Origin of the sequence: Pseudomonas sp. B21-059 (genome assembly GCF_026016285.1) — a bacterium.
Lineage (GTDB): Bacteria > Pseudomonadota > Gammaproteobacteria > Pseudomonadales > Pseudomonadaceae > Aquipseudomonas > Aquipseudomonas danubii.
The window spans coordinates 4513893-4534605 of sequence record NZ_CP087201.1; the positions used below are offsets into that span (position 1 = coordinate 4513893).

At 65.2% G+C, this 20713-nt stretch carries 22 protein-coding genes; 14 read left to right on the forward strand and 8 right to left on the reverse strand.

The genetic code is table 11. The features are described from left to right. Positions 1 to 250: 250 nt before the first annotated feature. The 4 genes from LOY69_RS19875 to LOY69_RS19890 are packed head-to-tail and all read right to left on the reverse strand — an operon-like array spanning position 251 to position 2851. The gene (locus LOY69_RS19875; RefSeq protein ID WP_110596166.1) at positions 251 to 1564 is read right to left on the reverse strand and encodes a sensor histidine kinase; all 1314 of its coding nucleotides are present in this window, start codon (positions 1562 to 1564) and stop codon (positions 251 to 253) included. Further along, positions 1561 to 2229 (reverse strand): response regulator transcription factor, encoded by a 669-nt coding sequence (locus LOY69_RS19880; RefSeq protein WP_102864630.1) that lies wholly within the window; start codon positions 2227 to 2229, stop codon positions 1561 to 1563. The genes LOY69_RS19875 and LOY69_RS19880 overlap by 4 nt, the downstream gene beginning before the upstream one ends. Beyond that, the gene (locus LOY69_RS19885; protein ID WP_102864629.1) at positions 2229 to 2543 is read right to left on the reverse strand and encodes a PepSY domain-containing protein; all 315 of its coding nucleotides are present in this window, start codon (positions 2541 to 2543) and stop codon (positions 2229 to 2231) included. The genes LOY69_RS19880 and LOY69_RS19885 overlap by 1 nt, the downstream gene beginning before the upstream one ends. After that, positions 2543 to 2851 (reverse strand): PepSY domain-containing protein, encoded by a 309-nt coding sequence (locus LOY69_RS19890; RefSeq protein WP_123394635.1) that lies wholly within the window; start codon positions 2849 to 2851, stop codon positions 2543 to 2545. The genes LOY69_RS19885 and LOY69_RS19890 overlap by 1 nt, the downstream gene beginning before the upstream one ends. Positions 2852 to 3012: 161 nt before the next feature. On the opposite strand from LOY69_RS19890, the gene LOY69_RS19895 reads away from it, so the two are divergent. From LOY69_RS19895 to codA, 13 genes are all read left to right on the forward strand, one after another. Continuing rightward, positions 3013 to 4092 (forward strand): patatin-like phospholipase family protein, encoded by a 1080-nt coding sequence (locus tag LOY69_RS19895; protein WP_123394636.1) that lies wholly within the window; start codon positions 3013 to 3015, stop codon positions 4090 to 4092. A 128-nt stretch (positions 4093 to 4220) separates the two neighbouring features. After that, a complete protein-coding gene (queD, locus tag LOY69_RS19900; RefSeq protein WP_011062303.1) occupies positions 4221 to 4577 on the forward strand; it encodes a 6-carboxytetrahydropterin synthase QueD in 357 nt (118 codons plus the stop codon). Between the two features lie 35 nt (positions 4578 to 4612). Further along, on the forward strand, positions 4613 to 5119 hold the full coding sequence (locus tag LOY69_RS19905; protein WP_123394637.1) for a nucleoside 2-deoxyribosyltransferase: 507 nt from the start codon (positions 4613 to 4615) through the stop codon (positions 5117 to 5119). Positions 5120 to 5260: 141 nt separating this feature from the next. After that, the gene (locus LOY69_RS19910; protein WP_110596169.1) at positions 5261 to 6121 is read left to right on the forward strand and encodes a MurR/RpiR family transcriptional regulator; all 861 of its coding nucleotides are present in this window, start codon (positions 5261 to 5263) and stop codon (positions 6119 to 6121) included. Positions 6122 to 6153: 32 nt separating this feature from the next. After that, complete coding sequence (gene ddpX, locus LOY69_RS19915) at positions 6154 to 6711, forward strand: D-alanyl-D-alanine dipeptidase (protein WP_102881853.1); 558 nt, start codon at positions 6154 to 6156, stop codon at positions 6709 to 6711. A gap of 149 nt (positions 6712 to 6860) precedes the next feature. Further along, positions 6861 to 8438 carry an ABC transporter substrate-binding protein gene (locus tag LOY69_RS19920; RefSeq protein ID WP_123394638.1) on the forward strand — a complete coding sequence of 526 codons (1578 nt, stop codon included), beginning with the start codon at positions 6861 to 6863 and terminating at the stop codon, positions 8436 to 8438. 118 nt (positions 8439 to 8556) lie between these two features. Further along, a complete protein-coding gene (locus LOY69_RS19925) occupies positions 8557 to 9573 on the forward strand; it encodes an ABC transporter permease (RefSeq protein ID WP_102881855.1) in 1017 nt (338 codons plus the stop codon). 1 nt (position 9574) lies between these two features. Then, entirely contained in the window at positions 9575 to 10474 is a 900-nt protein-coding gene (gene ddpC / locus LOY69_RS19930) for a D,D-dipeptide ABC transporter permease (RefSeq protein WP_102881856.1), read from the forward strand. Next, a complete protein-coding gene (locus LOY69_RS19935) occupies positions 10471 to 11466 on the forward strand; it encodes an ABC transporter ATP-binding protein (protein WP_253126937.1) in 996 nt (331 codons plus the stop codon). The genes ddpC and LOY69_RS19935 overlap by 4 nt, the downstream gene beginning before the upstream one ends. Continuing rightward, positions 11463 to 12434 carry an oligopeptide/dipeptide ABC transporter ATP-binding protein gene (locus LOY69_RS19940; protein ID WP_170004517.1) on the forward strand — a complete coding sequence of 324 codons (972 nt, stop codon included), beginning with the start codon at positions 11463 to 11465 and terminating at the stop codon, positions 12432 to 12434. The genes LOY69_RS19935 and LOY69_RS19940 overlap by 4 nt, the downstream gene beginning before the upstream one ends. Before the next feature lie 101 nt (positions 12435 to 12535). Next, positions 12536 to 13159: an NUDIX hydrolase gene (locus LOY69_RS19945; RefSeq protein WP_102881859.1), complete on the forward strand. Its 624-nt coding sequence runs from the start codon at positions 12536 to 12538 to the stop codon at positions 13157 to 13159. A 181-nt stretch (positions 13160 to 13340) separates the two neighbouring features. Next, a complete protein-coding gene (gene codB, locus LOY69_RS19950; RefSeq protein WP_253085190.1) occupies positions 13341 to 14612 on the forward strand; it encodes a cytosine permease in 1272 nt (423 codons plus the stop codon). A gap of 171 nt (positions 14613 to 14783) precedes the next feature. Next, complete coding sequence (gene codA / locus LOY69_RS19955) at positions 14784 to 16040, forward strand: cytosine deaminase (protein WP_102881861.1); 1257 nt, start codon at positions 14784 to 14786, stop codon at positions 16038 to 16040. Positions 16041 to 16052: 12 nt separating this feature from the next. Here codA and LOY69_RS19960 read toward each other — a convergent pair whose 3' ends face one another. The 3 genes from LOY69_RS19960 to LOY69_RS19970 form a co-directional block, all read right to left on the reverse strand. Next, positions 16053 to 16712, reverse strand: a complete 660-nt coding sequence (locus LOY69_RS19960) for a hypothetical protein (RefSeq protein ID WP_110596175.1) — start codon at positions 16710 to 16712, stop codon at positions 16053 to 16055. Between the two features lie 112 nt (positions 16713 to 16824). After that, positions 16825 to 17820 carry a diaminopimelate epimerase gene (locus LOY69_RS19965; protein WP_265073476.1) on the reverse strand — a complete coding sequence of 332 codons (996 nt, stop codon included), beginning with the start codon at positions 17818 to 17820 and terminating at the stop codon, positions 16825 to 16827. Positions 17821 to 17942: 122 nt separating this feature from the next. Continuing rightward, positions 17943 to 18941 carry a cyclase family protein gene (locus LOY69_RS19970; protein ID WP_102881864.1) on the reverse strand — a complete coding sequence of 333 codons (999 nt, stop codon included), beginning with the start codon at positions 18939 to 18941 and terminating at the stop codon, positions 17943 to 17945. 98 nt (positions 18942 to 19039) lie between these two features. On the opposite strand from LOY69_RS19970, the gene LOY69_RS19975 reads away from it, so the two are divergent. Further along, positions 19040 to 19930: a LysR family transcriptional regulator gene (locus tag LOY69_RS19975; RefSeq protein WP_265073477.1), complete on the forward strand. Its 891-nt coding sequence runs from the start codon at positions 19040 to 19042 to the stop codon at positions 19928 to 19930. 3 nt (positions 19931 to 19933) lie between these two features. Here LOY69_RS19975 and LOY69_RS19980 read toward each other — a convergent pair whose 3' ends face one another. Further along, positions 19934 to 20404 carry an Lrp/AsnC family transcriptional regulator gene (locus tag LOY69_RS19980; RefSeq protein WP_102864614.1) on the reverse strand — a complete coding sequence of 157 codons (471 nt, stop codon included), beginning with the start codon at positions 20402 to 20404 and terminating at the stop codon, positions 19934 to 19936. Positions 20405 to 20713 lie beyond the last annotated feature (309 nt).

Sequence of the window (20713 nt, forward strand, 5' to 3'; positions counted from 1 at the left end):
CCCTTGAGCACGCCGAAGGCCCTTCGGGCCTTGTCGCAGCCTCGCCGTTATAGATCGGGGTCGAACCGGGTTGGTGTAGCCGCTGCCGCAGGCTGCGATGGCCCCCAAGAGGGCACCGCCCTTGAGGACGCCGAAGGCCCTTCGGGCCTTGTCGCAGCCTCGCTGTTGCTCGGCAGCGGCTACAGAGGGCGCCAAGGTTCGACGGTTGATCGACAGCCGTCACGGGCGCCGAACCTAGCGCCCGGCGCGTTCAGCGCTTGGGCAGTTCGACCTCCACCCGCAAGCCGCCCCACTCGCTGTCCCCCAGGCTCAGCGTGCCGCCGCAAGCATCGACTATGTCGCGCACGATGCCCAGGCCCAGCCCGTGGCCATCGGTTTGTTCATCCAGCCGTGCGCCACGACTGAACACCTCGTTACGCCGCGCTTCGGGAATGCCCGGGCCGTCGTCCTCCACCCGCAGGCAAAAGCCCTGCGGCCGCTCCTCGACGCTCAGGCGCACCTGGGCATCGGCCCATTTACAGGCGTTGTCCAGCAGATTGCCCAGCAGCTCCAGCAGGTCTTCCCGGTCCCAAGGCAGGCGCAGCCCCGGTGGCGCCTGGTAACTCAAGTCCAGGTGCTCGCCATGGATCATGTTCAAGGTCGCCAGCAAACCCGGCAGTTCGGCATCGCATTCAAACAGCACCCCGGGCAGTGCATCCCCCGCCAGCCGCGCGCGGTTGAGTTCGCGATTGAGGCGTTGCTGCACTTGCTGCAATTGCTCCAGCAGCACCCTGCGTACCTCGGGGTGGCCCTCGAGCTTGGGCCCCGAAGCCAGACTCAGGAGTACCGCCAGAGGGGTTTTCAAGGCGTGGCCAAGGTTGCCCAGGGCGTTGCGCGAGCGGTTCAGGCTGTCTTCGGTGTGGGCCAGCAAATGGTTGATCTGCGCCACCAGCGGCTCCAGTTCAACCGGCACCTGGGCGTCCAACTGCGAGCGCTGGCCCTGCTGCAACTGGGCGATCTGCTCCCGTGCGGTCTCCAGGGGACGCAAGGCGCGGCGCACGGTAATCCGCTGCAGCAGCAGAATCAGCAGCAACCCGGCCAGCCCCAGGCCAAGACCGACCTGACGCATGCGCTGGAAGCTCTCGCGCACCGGGGTGTAATCCTGGGCCACGCTGATGGAGATCGATTGCCCGAGGCGCTTGTAGTCGCTGCGCAGCACCAGCAGTTGCTGGCCTTCCGGCCCCAGTTGCAGGTCGCTTTGCAGGCCGGCGCGCTGCAGCTGCGGCAGCTCCTGATCCCACAGGGAACGGGAACGCCAATGCACATCAGCGAAATCGATACGGAAGTAATGCCCGGAAAAGGGCCGTTGATAGGCAGGCGACAGACGACGCTCGTCCAGTTGCAAACCTTGAGGACCACGGACCAGCGCCAGCAGCAGGCTTTCACTGTCTTCCTGAAGTCCCGCCTCCAGGTAACGCTGCAGGCCCACCTCAAACAGCCAGAGGCTGGTCTGCGCCAATACCAGGCCGACCACCAGCATCACCGTGATCAGGCCCAGACTCAGGCGCCGCTGGATCGACCTCACGAATCACTCCCGCCGAACAGGTAGCCCTGGCCGCGGCGGGTTTCGATCACGCTGCGCCCCAACTTGCGCCGCAGGTGATTGACGTGGACTTCAAGGACATTGGAGTCGCGTTCGGTTTCACCGTCGTACAGGTGCTCGGCCAGATGGCTTTTGGACAGGATCTGCTGCGGGTGCAGCATGAAATAGCGCAACAGGCGAAATTCCGCGGCGGTCAGCAACACGTCCTGGCCATCACGGACCACGCATTGGCGACCTTCATCCAGGTGCAGCCCGGCGGCCTGCAAGGTCTGCTGATTGGCCTGGCCGTGGGAGCGACGCAACAGCGCCTGCACCCGCAGGTGCAACTCCTCGGGGTGAAAAGGCTTGCTCAGGTAATCGTCGGCGCCAGCCTTCAGGCCCTCGATGCGCTCGGCCCAGGAGCCGCGGGCGGTGAGGATCAGCACCGGGGTCGCCAGGCCACCGGCGCGCCATTGACGCAGCACCTCAAGCCCCGGGACCCCGGGCAGGCCAAGGTCGAGAATGATCAGGTCATAGGGTTCACTGGCACCCTGGTACAGGGCATCGCGGCCGTCGGCCAGCCAGTCCACCGCGTAGCCCTGGAGTTTCAGGCCCTCCAGCAGTTCATCGGCCAGGGATACGTGATCTTCCACCACAAGCAGGCGCATCAGTCGTCTTCCTCATCTTTCAACAGGCGCCCAGTGGCGGCATCCAGGTCCAGCTCGCGGACCACGCCGTCCAGGGTCAACAGCTCAACCTCATAAATGTACACATCATGTTTTTCTTCCAGTTCGGCTTCCAGCAACTTGGCGCCGGGATAGCGGTCCATGGCTTGCTGCAGGAGTTGCTCCAGGGGCAGGATCACCCCCCGCTGGCGCAGGCGCAGGGCCTCGTCCTGGTCCAGGTCACGGGCCACTGCCAGGGAGCAGAATAGCAACAGCGCCAGGGCCACCCGGCTGCCGGCGCGCATCGTCGAGTTCATTAAGTGTCCTGATGATCCTTGAGTACCTGGCCGGTCACGGCGTCCAGCTCCAGGTCCCACTCCAGCCCTTGCGGGTCACGCAGTTCAACCTGGTAGATGTACTTGCCGTACTCCTCTTCCAGCTCGGTTTCACTGATGCTCGCCCCAGGATGCCGGGACAGGGCCGTGGCATTGAGTTTTTCAAAGGACACAATGGTACCAGCGTCGCGCAGCCGCAGGGCTTCGTCGGGACCCAGGTCGCGGGCATGGGCCAGGCTGGTGGTCAGAGCGATGAGGCTGGCGCTGAACAGCGCGGTCAGGGTTTTCATGACAGGTCTCCAAGGTCAGTGGCCAAAGGCCGATGGCGCCGACGATACCCAAGGCAACTTAATTGAAACTGAATCGCCATCATGGCCCTGACACAAGTTTCACTCGGCCCGAAGCGCCCGGGTTCTCTATACTCGGCGGCTGATTCAAGAGTGAGCCCGGTATGACCGCCATCCATATCAAGTTTCCCGCCCTGACCCTCAAGGCCGGCCCCCGCGCCCTGGCCCGCATCCGCCGCCAAGGCCTGCACGCCGGCGAAGTCGGCACCTTGCCGGGCGCCGCCGGCGGCCCCAAGGCCCTGGGCATTCAGGGCCTGGACCTGGCGCTGTTCGGTGAATGGCTGCCGGCGGTGCCCCGTGAGCGTTCGCTGATCGGCGCCTCGGTGGGTTCCTGGCGCTTTGCCAGTGCCTGCCTGCCGGACGCCGCCGAAGGCATCCGCCGCCTCGGTCAGCTGTACAACGCCCAGAGTTTCGCCAAGGGCGTGACCATGGCGCAGATCAGCCAAAGCTCCCTGCGCATGCTCGATGAGCTACTCGATGGCCGCGACGCGTCGATCCTCGACAACCCTCACTACCGACTGAACATCATGGTGGTCAAAAGCCACGGCCTGCTGGCAGACGATCACCGCGGGCGCCTAGGCCTGGGCCTGTCTTCGGTGATCGCCGACAACCTGCGCGGCCGCGCGCGCCTGTCGCGGCACTTCGAACGCCTGGTGCTGCATGACCCGCGCCTGGCACCGCCGCTACACGCCCTGGAAGACTTCCCTTCGCGCTTCGTGCCCCTGGACCGCAGCAACCTGCGCCAGGCGCTGCTGGCCTCGGGCTCGATCCCCATGGTCATGCAGGGCGTGCGCGAACTGCCCGGCGCCGGGGCCGGCACCTTCCGCGACGGCGGCCTGCTGGACTACCACCTGGACCTGCCCTACAGCGGCAGCGACATCGTGCTCTACCCGCACTTCACCGACCGGGTGATTCCCGGCTGGTTCGACAAGACCCTGCCCTGGCGCCGGGCCAGCCCGGAGCGCCTGCGCGACGTCCTGCTGCTGGCGCCGTCGAAGGAATACCTGGCGCGCCTGCCCTACGGCAAGCTGCCGGACCGCAACGACTTCAAGCGCTTCATGGGCGACGACGCCGGCCGGCAAAAATACTGGCGCAGCGCCATGGACGAAAGCCGGCGCCTGGGCGATGAATTCCTCGAACTGGCAGCGCAGAACCGCCTGGGCGAACGCCTGCAAAGCCTGTGAGGCTGCCCCAGGCCGCGCACTGACCCTTTAGTCAGGGTTTTTCCGCAGCCCGGGAGCCAAGCTGATAAACTCGCCGACTGCCTCAACTCGCCCGCGGGCGACGCCACCTGATAGAGCTGACCGACACTGTGGAAATCTTCAAAGAATTTACCTTCGAATCCGCCCATCGCCTGCCTTTCGTGCCCGAGGGCCACAAGTGCGGCCGCCTGCATGGCCACTCGTTCAAGGTGGCGATCCACCTCAGCGGCGAGGTCGACGCGCACACCGGCTGGATTCGCGACTTCTCGGAAATCAAGGCCATCTTCAAGCCGCTCTACGAGCGCCTGGACCACAACTACCTGAACGACATCCCCGGCCTGGAAAACCCCACCAGCGAAGTCCTGGCCAAGTGGATCTGGAACGAACTCAAGCCGCTGCTGCCGGAGCTTTCGGCGATTCGCATCCACGAAACCTGCACCAGCGGCTGCATCTATCGCGGCGAATAAGCCGAGCCATCTACAGGTCGCAAGGAAGCTGCCCCATGAGCCCACGTATCTACCTCGCCGGTTTCGATGTGTTTCGCGCCGACGCCCAGGCCCATGGCCAATACCTCAAGCAACTGTGCAGCGCCCAGGGCCTGCACGGTCTGTTCCCCCTGGATAACCAGGCCCCGCAGAAGCTCTCGCCAGAAGCCACCGCGCAGTGGATCTGCCAGCAGAACCTGGCCATGATCCGCGACTGCGACGCCCTGCTGGCCAACCTCAACGACTTTCGCGGCCTGGAGCCGGATTCCGGCACCGCCTTCGAAGTGGGCGCGGCCATCGCCCTGGGCAAGCCGGTGTGGGCCTACTTCAGCGGCCCCGCGACCCTGCGCCAGCAAGTACCCCACGACGCCCAGGGCCGCGATGCCCAGGGCTTTGCGGTGGAAGATTTCAACCTGCCGCGCAACCTGATGCTGGCCTGCACCTGGAGCGGCCGTAGCACCTGTGTGGAAACAGCCATCCGTGACCTCGGGCACTGGTTGAACGCAGCCCCTGCGGCCCACTGAAGATAACCAGCAGCGTCACTTTCTGCCGAAAACGACCCCGTCGGACAAAAGCCTTGTTTTGTCGCGAAAGCCGATGTTATGTTTCTAACACGAATTACAAAAATGAAACTTCAATAACATTTTCCGCGAACGCCTGGCGAGATGGTCATGGACAAGAACAGTTTCCAAATCACCCTGGAACAGCAGTTTGCAAGCCTGACGCCCACCGGCAAGCGCATCGCCACCTACCTGCTGGCCAACCTCCAGCAGTTGCCTTTCGAAACCGCCGACAGCATCGCCCAGCAAGCCGGCACCACCGGCATTTCCGTGGGGCGCTTCCTGCGCTCCCTGGGCTACCGCAACCTGGATGACGTCAAGCAAGGCCTGCGCGGCGATGCCCCGGCCTCCTGGCTGATCACCGACCGGCTCGGCGCCTTTCGCAGCGAAGCCCATCAGGACGACGCCCTTGAGCGCTCGATGCACCGCGAGATCGAGGCCATCCAGCACGCCTACGGCCTGGCCCGCAGCCAGGTGTTCGCCGACATCGTGCGGCAGATCGTCGAGGCCGACGCGGTGTTCATCATCGGCATCCAGTCGACCCGGGGCATCCTCAACGCCTTCCACAGCCACCTGGAATACATCCGGCCCAAGGTCTACTACGTCGATGGCCTCTCGGGCATCTATGCGGAAACCCTGAACTCGGGCTTCGCCAAGCCCTACGCGATCATTTCCGATTTTCGCGCATACTCCGCCGTCACCCAGACCTTCTGTGAAGTAGCCAACGCCAACGCCCTGCCCCTGGCCCTGGTCACCGACCTGCAATGCCCCTGGGCCCGGGACTACCCGCTGGACCTGCTGCAACTGAAAACCGATGTCGGCCAGTTCTGGGATTCCCTGGCGCCGTTGACCTGCCTGTTCAACCTGATGGTGTCCGCGGTGGCCGAGGGCTACGGCGAGCGCCTGGATGAGCGCCTGGCGAAGAACCGAGCGTTGCAGGAAGCCTTCGGCCAGTTCGAATCCTGACCTTCAAGCGTGCCCCAAGATGGAGTGAGTGAGTGAACAACAGCCCCCTTGTCGAAATCGACGCCCAGCGCCACCAACTGGAAATCGACCTGGTCTACGCCAGCGCCGACAACCTGGCCGGCCAGGTGATCTACCGCAACGCCCGCTGCCTGCTGCACAAGGACGCCGCGGCCTGCCTGTACAAGGCCAGCCAGCTGGCGCGCATGGCCGGCCTGGGCCTGCGCATCTACGACGCCTATCGCCCGGCCTACGCCCAGCAACTGCTGTGGCAGGCCCTGCCCAACCCGGACTACGTGCGCGATCCGCGCCTGGGCTCGCACCACACCCGCGGCGTGGCCGTGGACCTGACCCTGGTGGATGAAAGCGGCCAACCGCTGGACATGGGCACCGCTTTCGATGCCATGGAGCCCAAGTCGCACCAGTTCTACAGCGACCTGCCGCCCCAGGTGCAGCGCAATCGCCTGATGCTGCTGGGGATCATGCTCAGCGCCGGCTTCGAGGCGATCCCCACCGAGTGGTGGCACTACGAGTTGCCCAACGCCGAAGACTTCCCCCTGATCCAGGAGCACGACCAGCCCTTCGAACACTGATCTCCCGTTCCCCAGCCGGCCACAACAACAGGCAGCTCACTGCCCCAAGCCGGTCGTACTGCAACACCGCTTCAGCTCCAACTGCCCGGTTATAGCTTTTATAAAAAACCTGACGAACTTCCCAACATCGAATGATCAAGGAAACCGGCATGACCCCCAATCTGCGCAATAACCCTGATGTGCGTCTGTCCACCCGTGTCGCCCTGTCGCTGCTATGCGCCGCCCTGAGCCTGGGGGCCTGGCAGGCGGCCAGCGCCGCTGCGCCCAAGGACACCCTGATGATCGGCAAGGCCGCCGATCCGCAGACCCTCGACCCGGCCGTGACCATCGACAACAACGACTGGGCCGTGACCTACCCGGCCTACCAGAAGCTGGTGACCTACAAGGTCGAGAACGGCAAGGGCAGCACCGAAGTCCAGGGCGACCTGGCCGAGAGCTGGAGCACTTCCGCCGACAACCTGACCTGGGACTTCAAGCTCAAGCCCGGCAACAAGTTCGACGACGGCAAGCCGGTGGACGCCGCCGCAGTGAAGTTCTCCTTCGACCGGCTGATGCAGCTCAAGCAGGGCCCGTCCGGAGCCTTCCCGGATGACATGAGCGTGGCCGTGGTCGACCCGCTGACCGTGCGCTTCACCCTGAAGAAGCCCTACGCGCCGTTCCTCTACACCCTGGCCCACAACGGCGGCGGCATCATCAACCCGGACGTGGCCAACAAGGGCGAGGACGTCAACGCCTACCTCTCGACCCACACCGCCGGCTCCGGGGCCTTCCGCCTGAGCAACTGGCAGAAGGGCCAGTCGCTGACGCTGGAGCCCAATAGCTATTACGCCGGGCCCAAGCCGAGCCTGAACAAGGTGGTGATCAAGATCATCAGCGAGGCCTCGGTGCGCCGCCTGCAACTGGAACGCGGCGACCTGGACATCATCGAGGACATGCCCGAAGACCAGCTCGGCACCCTGGCCGGCAAGTCCGGGGTGGTGATCCAGACCTTCCCCTCGCTGCGGGTCAACTACCTCTACCTGAACAACCAGCGCGCGCCCCTGAACAACGTCGAAGCGCGCCAGGCACTGGTCCAGGCCATCGACTACAAAGGCATCGTCGACGGCATCCTCAAGGGCCAGGCCAAGCTGATGAACGGGCCGATCCCCGACGGCATGTGGGCCCACGACCCGAGCCTGCCGCTGATGCAGCAGAACCTCGACGGCGCCAAGGCCAGCCTGGCCAAGGTCCCGCAGAAGATCAGCAACCTGACCTACCTGTACTCGGACAAGGACGCCAACTGGGAGTCCATCGGCCTGACCCTGCAAGCGGGCCTGGCGCCCCTGGGCATCAACCTGAAGATGGAAAAACTGGCCAACGCCACCATGCGTGAACGGGTCGGCAAGGGTGACTACGACGTGGCCATCGGCTCCTGGAGCCCGGACTTCGCCGACCCCTACATGTTCATGAACTTCTGGTTCGACTCCAGCCTGCAGGGCTTGCCGGGCAACCGCTCGTTCTACAGCAACCCGGAAGTGGACAGCCTGATCCGTGAAGCGGCGGCCACCAACGACACCGCCCAGCGCATCGAGCTGTACCAGAAGGCGCAGAAGATCGTCCTCAAGGACAACGTCTACGCCTACCTGTACCAGAAGAACTACAGCCTGCCGATGCGCGATTCGGTGAAGGGCTACGTGTTCCATCCGATGCTGGAACAGGTGTTCAACATCGCCGAAATCAGCAAGTAGGACCGGCCCTGCGATCCCCGTCGCCGGCCCCTGAACCGGGCCGGCACCGGGTTGCCGTGTCCCCGCTGCGGGGCCGTTATTGCCCCTGCCGTTCGTCAAGCGTTAACGAGGTTGCCTCATGGCCTTCCTGAATATGTTGCGCAAACGCCTGCTCGGCCTGTTGCTGGTCGTGATCGGGGTTTCGCTGATTACCTTCACCATCTCGCACCTGATTCCCGGTGACCCGGCGCGGCTGATCGCCGGCGACCGGGCCAGCGATGCCATCGTGCAGAACATCCGCCACCAGCTGGGCCTGGACCTGCCGCTGTACCAGCAATATGGGCGCTACATGCTCGACCTGCTGCACGGCGACCTGGGCACCTCGATCCGCACCAGCCGCCCGGTGCTGGAGGACCTGCAGACCTTCTTCCCGGCCACCCTGGAGCTGGCTCTGGCAGCGCTGCTGCTGTCGGTGCTGGTGGGCGTGCCGCTGGGGGTGTTGTCGGCGGTCTATCACAACCGCTTTATCGACCAGATCGCTCGCACCCTGGCGGTCACCGGGATTTCCACCCCGGCGTTCTGGCTGGGCTTGGGGCTGATCCTGCTGTTCTACGGCAACCTGGGCTGGCTGCCCGGCAGCGGGCGCCTGGACGAAGGCCTGGAGCCGCCGCCAACCATCAGCGGCTTCTACCTGATCGACTCGCTGCTGGCCGGGGATATTCCGCTGTTCCTCAATGCCCTGCAGCACCTGATCCTGCCGGCGGTGACCCTGGGCTTCGTCAACCTCGGGGTGGTGGCGCGGCAGATCCGCTCGGCGATGCTCGACCAGCTCGGCGAGGACTACATCCGCACCGCCCGGGCCTACGGCCTGTCGCGCTGGGCGGTGATCCTGCGCCACGCCCTGCCCAACGCGCTGATCCCCTCGGTGACGGTGCTCGGACTGACCCTGGGCGATCTGCTGTACGGCGCGGTGCTGACCGAAACGGTGTTCGCCTGGCCGGGCATGGGCGCCTACGTGGTGAAGTCGATCCAGGCCCTGGATTTCCCGGCGGTGATGGGCTTCGCCATCCTGGTGTCGTTCATATATGTGCTGCTGAACATGGCGATCGACCTGTTGTACCGGGTGATCGACCCGCGCATTGGCGAGGTAAATTGAGATGTCCGCTCCCTTGATCGTTCCCCTGCCAGTCCCTGCGGCCCAAGCCAGCGGCTGGCGCGCGCGCCTGGCCTACCTGGGCTACCGCGTGCGGCAAAGTCCGCTGACCATCGCCGGGCTGTGCATGACCCTGCTGGTGCTGCTGTGCATGGCCTTCGCCCCCTGGCTGTCGAGCCATGATCCCAATGCCCTGAACCTGGCCCAGCGCCTGGCCGCCCCCAGCGCCGCCCACTGGTTCGGCACCGACGAAGTCGGCCGCGACCTGTTCAGCCGGGTGCTCCACGGCAGCCGCCAGTCGGTGGGCGTGGGCCTGTTTGTGGCCTTCGCCTCGTGCCTGGCCGGGGGCCTGCTGGGCTGCCTGTCGGGAATCATCGGCGGGCGCTTCGACAGCCTGATCATGCGCCTGATGGACATCATGCTCTCGGTGCCGTCCCTGGTGCTGATCATGGCCCTGGCAGCCGCCCTGGGCCCGAGCCTGTTCAACGCCATGCTGGCGATCACCCTGGTGCGCATTCCGTTCTACGTGCGCCTGGCCCGGGGCCAGGCCCTGAGCATCCGCCAGATGGGCTACGTCAAGGCGGCCCAGACCTACGGCGCCGGGCGCTGGCACATCGTCAGCTGGCACGTGGGGCGCAACGCCATGCCGCCGTTGCTGGTGCAACTGAGCCTGGACATCGGCAGCGCCATCCTCATGGCCTCGGCCCTGGGCTTCATCGGCCTGGGGGCGCAACAGCCCACCGCCGAATGGGGGGCGATGGTGGCCACCGGGCGCAACTTCATCCTCGACAACTGGTGGTACTCGACCTTTCCCGGGCTGGCGATCCTGTTCACCGCCACCGGCTTCAACCTGCTGGGTGACGGCATCCGTGACCTGCTCGATCCACGGCAACAGGGGAAATGACCATGAGCTCATCCGCCGTTCTCAACATCGACAACCTGAGCCTGGAATTCCCCGCCTATCGCAGCAACGTGCAGGCCCTCAACGGCGTGTCGCTGCACGTCAACCCGGGGGAAATCGTCGGCGTGGTCGGCGAGTCCGGTTCGGGCAAGTCGGTGACCGCCATGCTCAGCCTGCGCCTGCTGCCCGAGCGCAGCTACCGCATCACCTCCGGCAGCCTCAGCCTGCTGGGCCGCGACATGCTCACCACCCCGGAAAAACAGCTGCTGCAGATCCGTGGCCGCGACGCGGCGATGATCTTCCAGGAACCGATGACCGCCCTCAACCCGACCCGGCGCATCGGCCGGCAGATGCTCGACGTGATCATCCATCACCAGCGCCTGAGTCAGGACGAGGCCCGGGCCAAGGCCATCGCCCTGCTGCGGGACATGCACATCGCCGACCCCGAGCAGGTACTCCAGGCCTACCCCTTCGAGCTGTCCGGAGGCATGCGCCAGCGGGTGATGATCGCCCTGGCATTTTCCTGCGATCCGCAACTGCTGATTGCCGACGAGCCGACCACCGCCCTGGACGTCACGGTGCAGCGCCAGGTGCTGCTGTTGCTGCGCGAGAAGGCCCGGCAACGGGGCACCGCGATCCTGTTGATCACCCACGACATGGCGGTGGTCTCGCAGTTCTGCGACCGGGTCTATGTGATGTACACCGGCGCCGTGGTGGAGCAAGGCAGCACCGCCCAGGTCATGCTCGACCCGCAGCATCCCTACACCCGCGGCCTGCTCAGCGGCCTGCCGGAACAGGTGGCCCCCGGCGCGCCACTGCTGACCATTCCCGGGCAGGTGCCGAACCTCGCCCACCTGCCCGCTGGCTGCACCTTTCGCGAACGCTGCCCGCAGGCCATGGCGGTGTGTGCCCAACGGCCCCCGCTGCATTCGATCAACGCCTGTGAGCAGCGCAAGAGCGCCTGCTGGCTGGCCGCCCCGGAGTCCGCCCAATGACCGCCACCCACTCCCAAACCGGTAACGCGCCGCTGCTGCGCCTCAACGATGTGCAAGTGCGTTTCCCCCTGAGCAATGACTGGCTGGGCCGGCCCCGGGCCTTCGCCCACGCGCTGAACGGCATCGACCTGGAACTGCGCCCCGGGGAAACCCTGGGCATCGTCGGCGAGTCCGGCTGCGGCAAAAGCACCCTGGCGCAGCTGCTTATGGGCCTGGTCCAGCCCAGCAGCGGCGACCTGCGCTGGGCCTACGCCAGCGACCGCGAGCGCCACAGCCACGTGCAGATCGTGTTCCAGGACCCGCAGTCGTCCCTCGACCCGCGCCTGCCGATCTGGAAGATCATCACCGAGCCGCTGTTCGCCCTGGGCACCACCCCGGCCGCACAGATGCGCGAGATCGCCGCCAAGGTCGCGCAGCAGGTGGGCATTCGCGGCGAATACCTGGAGCGCTACCCGCACCAGTTCTCCGGCGGCCAGCGCCAGCGCATCGCCATTGCCCGGGCCCTGGCGTCGAACCCGGACATCATCGTCCTCGACGAGCCGACCTCGGCCCTGGACATCTCGGTGCAGGCGCAGATCCTCAACCTGCTGGCAGACCTGCAACGCAGCCGCGGCCTGACCTTTGTGCTGATATCCCACAACGTTTCGGTGGTGCGACACATGGCCGACCGGGTGGCGGTGATGTACCTGGGACAGATCGTCGAACTGGGCAGCGCCGAGCAAGTGCTGGAGCGACCGCGCCATCCCTACACCCAACTGCTGCTGGATGCGGTGCCACGCCTGGGTGCGCCCCTGGCGGACAGCCAGGTCTCGGCCCCCACCGAACTGCCGGGCAACCGCAAGCTGCCCGCCGGCTGCTTCTTCTTCGACCGCTGCAGCCGGCGCGGCCCGGGCTGCGAACAGCCGCAACAGCTGCTGGGCGATGCGACGCAGCAAGTGCGTTGCCATCTGCAACACCTCACCGGGTGATCCAAGCGCACCACGCCGCCGGCCGCGGCGTGGTGCTTGCTCCCTGCTCGCCAAGGGCTTAAAACAAGCGCCTTCTCTCTGACGTTGCAGGAACCCCACCCATGGAAAGCCATTGGCTGACCCACGCCAAACGCTTGCAAGCCATCGCCTCCACCGGCCTGCACTTCTGTAAGGACGTGCACGACCGCGAGCGCTACCAGGAAATCGCCGACATCGCCCACGGCATGCTGGCGCAGCTGGGCAACGTGCCCCTGGAGCGCATCACCGATCTGGTCTCGGACTTTGCCCAGCGCTATTCGACGCCGATGGTGGAAGTGCGCGGCGCGCTGATCGAGGACGGCAAGATCCTCCTGGTGCGCGAACAGCACGACGGCCTCTGGGCCCTGCCCGGGGGCTATGCCGATGTCGGCCTGTCGGCCAGCGAAAACGTGATCAAGGAAATCCACGAAGAAGCCGGGCTCGAGGTGTCGGTACGCGCCTTGTACGGCGTCCGGCACAAGGCCAAGGGCCCCTACAAGGCTGATCACCGCGACTTCTACAAGCTGTACTTTCTCTGTGAACGCCAGGGAACCCAGCCCCCTTTGGCCGGCAGTGAAGCCACCGAGGCCGGCTTCTTCGCCCCCGACCAGTTACCGCCCCTGTCCCAGGGCCGCACCGTGGAACGGGATATCCGCGAAGCCTTCGATTTTCATCAGGGCCGGACCACCCAGGTCATGTTCGACTGATCCGCACCCCGCGTGGCGTGACTCAAGATGACGCCGTCTGCACCGCTTTCGTGCCGGTGCCGGCGCTTACCTGTGGCTGAATACCTGTCATCGTCTATACCTGCCGGGCAGCCCCCGGTTGTCAGGCCGCTTGGCACGCTGGCTGCAACAACCGGCTATCACTCCGACCAGGGACAGGCCCATGACCCAGCACGAACCCGGCAACGACTACCCCTTGAGCGAAGTTCCAGCGCACGCCCGCAAGGGCCTGGCCTCCATGGCCATGGTGCTGCTGGGCTTCACCTTCTTCACCGCCACCATGTTCGCCGGCGGCAAGCTGGGGGTGGCGTTCGACTTCCCGACCCTGCTGGCGGTCATCGTCCTGGGTAACCTGTTGCTCGGGGTCTATGCCGCAAGCCTGGGCTACATCGCCTTCAAGAGCGGGCTGAATACGGTGCTGATGGGGCGCTTCTGCTTTGGTGAACGGGGCAGCAAGCTCAGCGACCTGATCCTCGGCCTGACCCAGGTGGGCTGGTACGCCTGGGGCACCGCCACCGCGGCGGTGGTGCTGGGCAAGTATTTCCAGCTGGATCAAGGCGCGGTACTGGGGCTGATGCTGCTGTTCGGCATGGCCTTTTGCGCCACGGCCTACATCGGCTACCGCGGCCTGGAGATCCTGTCGTGGATCGCGGTGCCGGCCATGGGCCTGTTGCTGGTGCTGTCGATGGGGGTGGCAAGCATCCAGGTCGGTGGTCTCGACGGCCTGCTGGCCCTCAGCCCCAGCGCCACCATGGACCTGTCCACCGCCCTGACCCTGGTGTTCGGCACCTTTGTCAGCGGTGCGACCCAGGCCACCAACTGGACCCGTTTCTCCCGCTCGGCGCGGGTGGCGGTGAGCGCCAGCCTGATCGGTTTCTTCATCGGCAACGGCCTGATGGTGCTGATCGGTGCCTACGGCGCCATCGTCTACCAGCAGCCGGACGTGGTGGAAGTCTTGCTGCTGCAAGGCTTCGCCATGGCGGCCATGGCCATGCTGCTGTTGAACATCTGGAGCACCCAGGACAACACCATCTACAACTTCGCCGTGGCCGGCTGCAACCTGCTGCGCACCCAGCGGCGCAAGACCGTGACCCTGGTGGGCGCACTGATCGGCACCCTACTGGCGATGCTCGGCATGTACGACTTGCTGGTGCCCTACCTGGTGTTGCTGGGCACGGTGATTCCGCCGATTGGCGGGGTGATCATGGCCGACTTTTTCTATCGCTGGCGCGGCCGCTACCCGCGCCTGGCCGACAGCCAGTTGCCGGCCTGGAACTGGCCAGGGCTGTGCGCCTATGGCCTGGGCACCCTGGCGGCTTTCTGCTCGCCCTGGGTCGCGCCCCTGGTGGGCATCGCGGCTGCCGGCCTGAGCTACATCCTGTTGAGCGCGATGCTGGGCGCGCGCGCCCCCCAGGCCGCCGACATCCAGGCCTGATTTGCTCACCCGGCAGCTTCCGGGTCTATCATGGCCCGGTCACGCAACACCCTGCCCCCTGCCGCACCGCGCATTAACGCCTGACCGGGGGCCGTCCAACGACCGTGGGACAAGGACCTGCCCTGATCCGACGGCTGAACCACTGATTGCCCGACCCGAGGAACTGCTCCGATGCTGATCACCAACGCCCGCCTGCGCCACCGTGAAGGTCTGTACCAACTGCACCTGGAAAACGGCCGCATCGCCCGCATTGTCCTGCAAGGCGCCGACGCCTCCGGCACCGTCCCGGCCTTCGGCCCCGAACACCTGGATGCCGGCGGCAACCTGGTGGTGCCGCCCTTCGTCGAACCACACATTCACCTGGACGCCACCCTGACCGCCGGCGAGCCGCGCTGGAACATGAGCGGCACCCTGTTCGAAGGCATCGAGTGTTGGGGCGAACGCAAGGCCACCATCACCGCCGAAGACACGCGCACCCGCGCCCACAAGACCATCCGCGCCCTGGCGGCCCACGGCATCCAGCACGTGCGCACCCACGTCGACGTTACCGACCCGGACCTCACTGCCCTCAAGGCCATGCTGGAAGTGCGCGAGCAAAGCGCGCACCTGATCGACCTGCAGATCGTCGCCTTCCCTCAAGAGGGCATCGAATCGTTCCGCAACGGTCGCGAGCTGATGGAAGAAGCCATCCGCCTGGGCGCCGATGTGGTGGGCGGCATTCCGCATTTCGAATACACCCGGGACCAGGGCGTGAGCTCGGTGAAATTCCTCATGGACCTGGCCGAACGCACAGGCTGCCTGGTGGACGTGCACTGCGACGAAACCGACGACCCGCACTCGCGCTTTCTCGAAGTGCTGGCCGAAGAAGCCCGCAGCCGCGGCATGGGCTCGCGGGTCAGCGCCAGCCACACCACCGCCATGGGTTCCTACGACAACGCCTACTGCGCCAAGCTGTTTCGCCTGCTGGGGCATTCCGGCATCAGCTTTGTCTCCTGCCCCACCGAAAGCATCCACCTGCAGGGGCGCTTCGACAGCTTCCCGAAACGCCGCGGCGTGACCCGGGTCAAGGAGCTGCTGGATGCCGGGATGAACGTCTGCTTCGGCCAGGACTCGATCGTCGACCCCTGGTACCCCCTGGGCAATGGCAACATCCTGCGGGTGCTCGAAGCCGGCCTGCACATCTGCCACATGCTCGGCTACAGCAACCTGCAAAGCGCCCTGGACCTGGTCACCGACAACAGCGCCAAGGCCCTGGCCCTGGGCGAGGGTTACGGCCTTGAAGAAGGTCGCCCGGCGAACCTGCTGATCCTGTCTGCCGACAGCGACTACGAAATGCTCCGCAGCCAGGGCTTGGCGCTGTATTCGATCCGCCACGGCAAGGTGCTGATGCAGCGGCAGATGGCCCAGGTGCAACTGGCCGGCGACTGACGGTGGCGACGCTTATTTGACCCGAAACGGCTGGGCCGCCATGAACGCCACCGGCAACAGCGGCAGGGCGAGGATCGTCAACACCCCGTCTGCGGTGAGGGTCACCGGCGTCAACAGCACCTGGCCGACCTTGCTCTTCTCCCGGTACGCCGAGAAGTTCAGGGTGTAGGTGCTGTTCAACGGGTTGGCCTGATAGGCGCTGATATCCCGCTTGGACTTAAAGCGGCTGCCGCGAATGGCATAGCGGTGCAACAGGGCGTTCTGCGACCTCGCCACCACGAAACCCAAGGCCTTGGCTGCCTCGATCTGCTGGGCGTCGAGCTGGTCCAACCCGGGAATTCTCAGGAGCAGTTTACCGTCCAGGTTCTGCCCCGCATTGACGAGGATCTGCGAAAACTCGGCCTGCATTTTTCCGTGCAGGTCCGACTTGATGGCCTTGAGCAACTCAGGATCGACTATCACGAAGTAGTGGTACTTCTTGCCCAGGATGACAAAGCTCTGCGCGTCCGCCGTGATGTAGAACTGGCTCACGGTTTCCGTATAGACCTCATTGCTGGCGCGGCTTTCGTACAGCTGGCTGGTCAGGCAACCGCCAAGGCTGCCAGCGACTAAAGCCCCCAGAGCCATAACCGAGCCTTTGAGCAAGGCGCGGCGGGGCATTCCTTTTTGCATGTCGAATCCCTTCCATGAATGCGGGCGGTATCGGGAGATAGGCCACGACTGCCGCCACGCTACATAAACCCCAGCCGTTTTGCACCCGGCCAGCGCCACGGCGGTGCCCTGCTCAGTCAGCCAGGGCCCGCGCCGTGCCAAACAGGCTCACCCGGGTTAACACCCCGTCGATCTCTTGCAACAGCAAGGGCGCGGTACCGCCCGGCATCAGCACTTCGACCCGTCCGGCCTGGACCCAGCCCACCCGCCAGGCCGCACAAGCCACAGCGCTGGCGCTGGTGCCGGACGACGCGGTGGGACCTTCGCCACGCTCGAAAACCCGGGCCGCGATGCGCCCTTCACCTGCGCGCATGGCCCATTGCAGGTTGACCCCGGCCGGGCAGGGCTCGCCGTTGCCGATGGGCCGGGCGAACGCGATACGGGTCAGGCCCTCGAACAGCGGCGGTTCGAGCATCTGCGGGTTGCTCGGCAAAGCATCGGCCGCCTCCACCAGGGTCACGCAATGGGGATTGCCGATACGCACGAACTGGCTGTGCTGCCACTGTGCATTCAACGCTTGCAAGGGCGCGACCCGGCTCAGTTGGCAGCCATTGAAGGTCAGGCTTTGCACCCCATCAGCTGCCACCGCCTCAGGTCCGAAGCTCGGCTGCCCGAGGTCCAGCCAGAACCCCGACACCCCCGCCACCCGCGCCGGCTCCACCGCCGTGATCACCGGCGAGTCGCCACCGGGCTGGTCATGATGCACCCGCAATAGCGTCTCGCCTTCGACCGCCATCAGCCCTTGTTCGGTGAGGGCTTGGGAAAAAATCGTCAGGCCATTGCCGCTGCGCTCGGCCAGGGTGCCGTCGGTATTGACGATCAGCAGATCGAAAGGCGCACCGGCCTGGAACGGCCCCACCAGCAAGCCGTCACAGCGATGAGCCTTGGCCCCTTGCGGCCGAGCTCCCGGCGCCCAGTCACACAGCGCGGCGATGGCCTGCACAGCCCACCGTCGCCGGTCCAGGGCCGCCTGCGCCGCCGTGTCGGGCAAGGCAATGCCCAGGCTGCGCAGCGCCTCGGGCGACACCACGCCATAGATATTGCCCCGGGCATCGTAGAACGCCGCCATCACACCGCCTCCAGAAAAAAAACCGAGCCGCTGACATTACGGGCAATCCAGCGGCTCGACCAGAGGGGACTAAGCAACCCGGGTGGACATCGCGCGCAGCTGAAGAACAACCATCCGCCAGGCTAGCGAATGGGCAAGGCCATGGGCCGGATCGGCGCCGCGTCGGCACCCCGCAGTTTGAGTGAGGCACCGATAAAGGCGAACTGATAGACCTTGTCCCGGGACAAGCCTTCCAGGTTCACCAGCTCCAGGATCGGCGCGCCCTGCATCGCCAGCAGGTAAGTGTGCAACGGCAGGTAATTGCCCTCGACCTCGGAAGGGAAGGTTTCAAAGCTGAGGTTGTCCGCCCCCACCACCATGGCGCCGCCCTCTTCCACCAGGAACTTCGCCGCATCCAGGCTCAGCCCCGGCGGGTTGGCCATATAGCGCTGGGCATTGTCGTAGTCACGCATGCGCCCGGTGCGGATCAGCACCACGTCGCCCTTCTCCAGCGCCACCTTCTGTTTGGCCAGGGCCTGTTGCAGGTCGGCGCGGGTCACTCGGTAGCTGTCCGCCAGCTGTTCCAGCCCCTTGGCCGCAGCCACATCGATCAGCACTCCGCGGGCAATGATCGGCGGCAGTTTTTCCGCCCCGGTGACGTTCCAGCCCCGATCCCCCAGATGCTGATCGGCGCGGTAGCCGTTCCAGATCTTGCCGTTGAGGCCAAAGTGGTTGAGGGCGTCGATATGGGTGCCCATATGGGCGTACATCGACACCGCCGAACCGCTGTAACTGACGTGCTGGTTCATCGGTTCGCCGACCTGCATCGGATCGGCGACCACATTGCCGTGGGGCGTGTGGGTCATCCACATCTGATAGGGCGGATCTCCAGCGGCCTGCCAGCTGGGCATGCCGACAAAATAATCCACGGCCAGGTCGTAGGCCTGCTCGCCGCTGACCCGGGCCATGATCGCCGCCCGGGACTCGGGGGTGATCAGGTTCAAGCGACCGATCTCATCCTTGGGCCCCCAAGGGCTGATCCCCACCTCGGCACGGGCCGCAGTGGCGGCACTGCAACCACCGCTGAAAAGGGCCAGGGCGAGCACCCCGGGAAGGATCTTCGACATTGCGTGATGAGCCATGACAACACTCCTGTGAAATGAAGTGCCCATGGTATTGAGGGATCAATCAGAGATAATCAGCCGATTCGTGGATAGATATTCAACCCAGGGGAAACAATATGGACGTACTGATGGCCATGCGCACCTTTCGCCGGGTGGTGGAACGGGCCAGCTTCAGCCAGGCCGCCGCCGACCTCGGGCAATCCACCGCCGCCGTCAGCAAGCAGGTGCGGCAACTGGAAGAGCGCCTGGGCAGCCTGCTGATCCTGCGCACCACCCGACGCATGAGCCTCTCGGAAGCCGGGCAGAGTTACTTCAATGAATGCTGTCATCTGCTGGATGAGCTGGACGCCCTGGAGCGCGCCACCCAGGCCGGCAGCCACGAACCCGGTGGCCGCCTGCGGATCAATGCGCCGCTGTCCTTCGGGCTCAAGGTGCTGTCGCCGATCCTGGTGGACTTCATGCAGCGCTACCCGCAATTGCAGGTGGACCTGACCCTCAACGATCAGGTGCTGGACGTGGTGGGCGAAGGCTTCGACGTGTCACTGCGGATTCGCCGGCAACTGGAGGATTCGACCTTGATCGCGCGTCACCTGGGTCAGGTTGAGCAGGTGATCTGCGCCGCGCCGGCCTACCTCCAGGCCCAGGGCACGCCCAGCGCCATTGCCGACCTGCATCGCCACCGCTGCCTGGCCTACCGGCTGGCGGAGCATCCTGGGCGCTGGCAACTGGAGGGCCCGGAAGGCCAGACCCGGCTGGAGCTGCCGGTGCACTTTGCCGTGGACAACAGCCTGCTGCTCGGCGACATGCTGGTGGCCGGCCTGGGCATCGGCGCCCTGCCCGGCTTTGTCGCCCAACCGCTCCTGGACAGCGGCCAACTGCTGCGCGTGTTACCGGAACAACGCCTGCCCAGCCGCCAGATCTACGCGCTGTATCCCAGCCAGCGCCACCTGTCACAGAAAGTCCGGGTGTTCATCGATTTTCTGGTGGAGGCGCTGCAGACCCCTTGAGCCTCAACCGTCGGTGGGCACCTGGAGCCCGACCTTGACCCGGTTCATCGCCACCAGGGTCTTGAAGCGCTTGACGTTGTCATTGCCAAAGAACAGCTCACGGGTCAGCTGGGTGTACTGGGCCATGTTGCGCACGCAGAAAATCAGCACGAAATCGCATTCACCGGCCACGTAGTAGCACTGCTGGACCTGGGGGCAGGCCTGGAAGCTGCGCTTGAGCGCATCGATCTGGTCGATGCGCTCACTTTCCACTTCCACCTCGACGATGATGCTCAGCTCATGGCCGAGGGCATCCGGGGCGACTTGCGCGGTGTAGCGCTCGATCACACCCTCGTCCATCAGGCGCTTGAGCCGCCGATTGACCGCCGCCGTGGACAGGTTAACCCGCAGGCCCAGTTCGCTCTGTGCGGTACTGGCATCGCGTTGCAGCTCGGCGAGCAACTTCAGGTCATAGGCATCGAGACTGGTGTTCATGAACGGCGCAACTCCGGAAAACAACGGCGCACAGTGGAATGTTTTTGTGCAAAAGCCGCCGATTATGCGCAATAGATGCGCCCCCTGCGCACTAATATTTCCGCCAACAGCAGCGGCCGTGGAATGCCTCAAGCATTGCCGAGGCGGCGATGAACGTTCCGTTCATGGGCCCGGTTGGGTTTTTCTGCAACCTTCAACCGATAGTTTTGTCACAATCCCCCCGGCCACCCTCGAAGCCTTCTGAAGGCACCACCGATACCAGGCTGCAAGAACAAGGGATCGGTGCGACAGCACAACCGGTCAGCCAGC

Bases quoted from the DNA above. Each gene is read 5' to 3' on its own strand.
- LOY69_RS19880 (WP_102864630.1), bottom strand. From the start codon at position 2,229: ATGCGCCTGCTTGTGGTGGAAGATCACGTATCCCTGGCCGATGAACTG.
- LOY69_RS19885 (WP_102864629.1), bottom strand. From the start codon at position 2,543: ATGAACTCGACGATGCGCGCCGGCAGCCGGGTGGCCCTGGCGCTGTTG.
- LOY69_RS19890 (WP_123394635.1), bottom strand. From the start codon at position 2,851: ATGAAAACCCTGACCGCGCTGTTCAGCGCCAGCCTCATCGCTCTGACC.
- LOY69_RS19895 (WP_123394636.1), top strand. From the start codon at position 3,013: ATGACCGCCATCCATATCAAGTTTCCCGCCCTGACCCTCAAGGCCGGC.
- LOY69_RS19905 (WP_123394637.1), top strand. From the start codon at position 4,613: ATGAGCCCACGTATCTACCTCGCCGGTTTCGATGTGTTTCGCGCCGAC.
- LOY69_RS19910 (WP_110596169.1), top strand. From the start codon at position 5,261: ATGGTCATGGACAAGAACAGTTTCCAAATCACCCTGGAACAGCAGTTT.
- LOY69_RS19920 (WP_123394638.1), top strand. From the start codon at position 6,861: ATGACCCCCAATCTGCGCAATAACCCTGATGTGCGTCTGTCCACCCGT.
- LOY69_RS19925 (WP_102881855.1), top strand. From the start codon at position 8,557: ATGGCCTTCCTGAATATGTTGCGCAAACGCCTGCTCGGCCTGTTGCTG.
- ddpC (WP_102881856.1), top strand. From the start codon at position 9,575: ATGTCCGCTCCCTTGATCGTTCCCCTGCCAGTCCCTGCGGCCCAAGCC.
- LOY69_RS19935 (WP_253126937.1), top strand. From the start codon at position 10,471: ATGACCATGAGCTCATCCGCCGTTCTCAACATCGACAACCTGAGCCTG.
- LOY69_RS19940 (WP_170004517.1), top strand. From the start codon at position 11,463: ATGACCGCCACCCACTCCCAAACCGGTAACGCGCCGCTGCTGCGCCTC.
- LOY69_RS19945 (WP_102881859.1), top strand. From the start codon at position 12,536: ATGGAAAGCCATTGGCTGACCCACGCCAAACGCTTGCAAGCCATCGCC.
- codB (WP_253085190.1), top strand. From the start codon at position 13,341: ATGACCCAGCACGAACCCGGCAACGACTACCCCTTGAGCGAAGTTCCA.
- codA (WP_102881861.1), top strand. From the start codon at position 14,784: ATGCTGATCACCAACGCCCGCCTGCGCCACCGTGAAGGTCTGTACCAA.
- LOY69_RS19960 (WP_110596175.1), bottom strand. From the start codon at position 16,712: ATGCAAAAAGGAATGCCCCGCCGCGCCTTGCTCAAAGGCTCGGTTATG.
- LOY69_RS19965 (WP_265073476.1), bottom strand. From the start codon at position 17,820: ATGGCGGCGTTCTACGATGCCCGGGGCAATATCTATGGCGTGGTGTCG.
- LOY69_RS19970 (WP_102881864.1), bottom strand. From the start codon at position 18,941: ATGGCTCATCACGCAATGTCGAAGATCCTTCCCGGGGTGCTCGCCCTG.
- LOY69_RS19975 (WP_265073477.1), top strand. From the start codon at position 19,040: ATGGACGTACTGATGGCCATGCGCACCTTTCGCCGGGTGGTGGAACGG.
- LOY69_RS19980 (WP_102864614.1), bottom strand. From the start codon at position 20,404: ATGAACACCAGTCTCGATGCCTATGACCTGAAGTTGCTCGCCGAGCTG.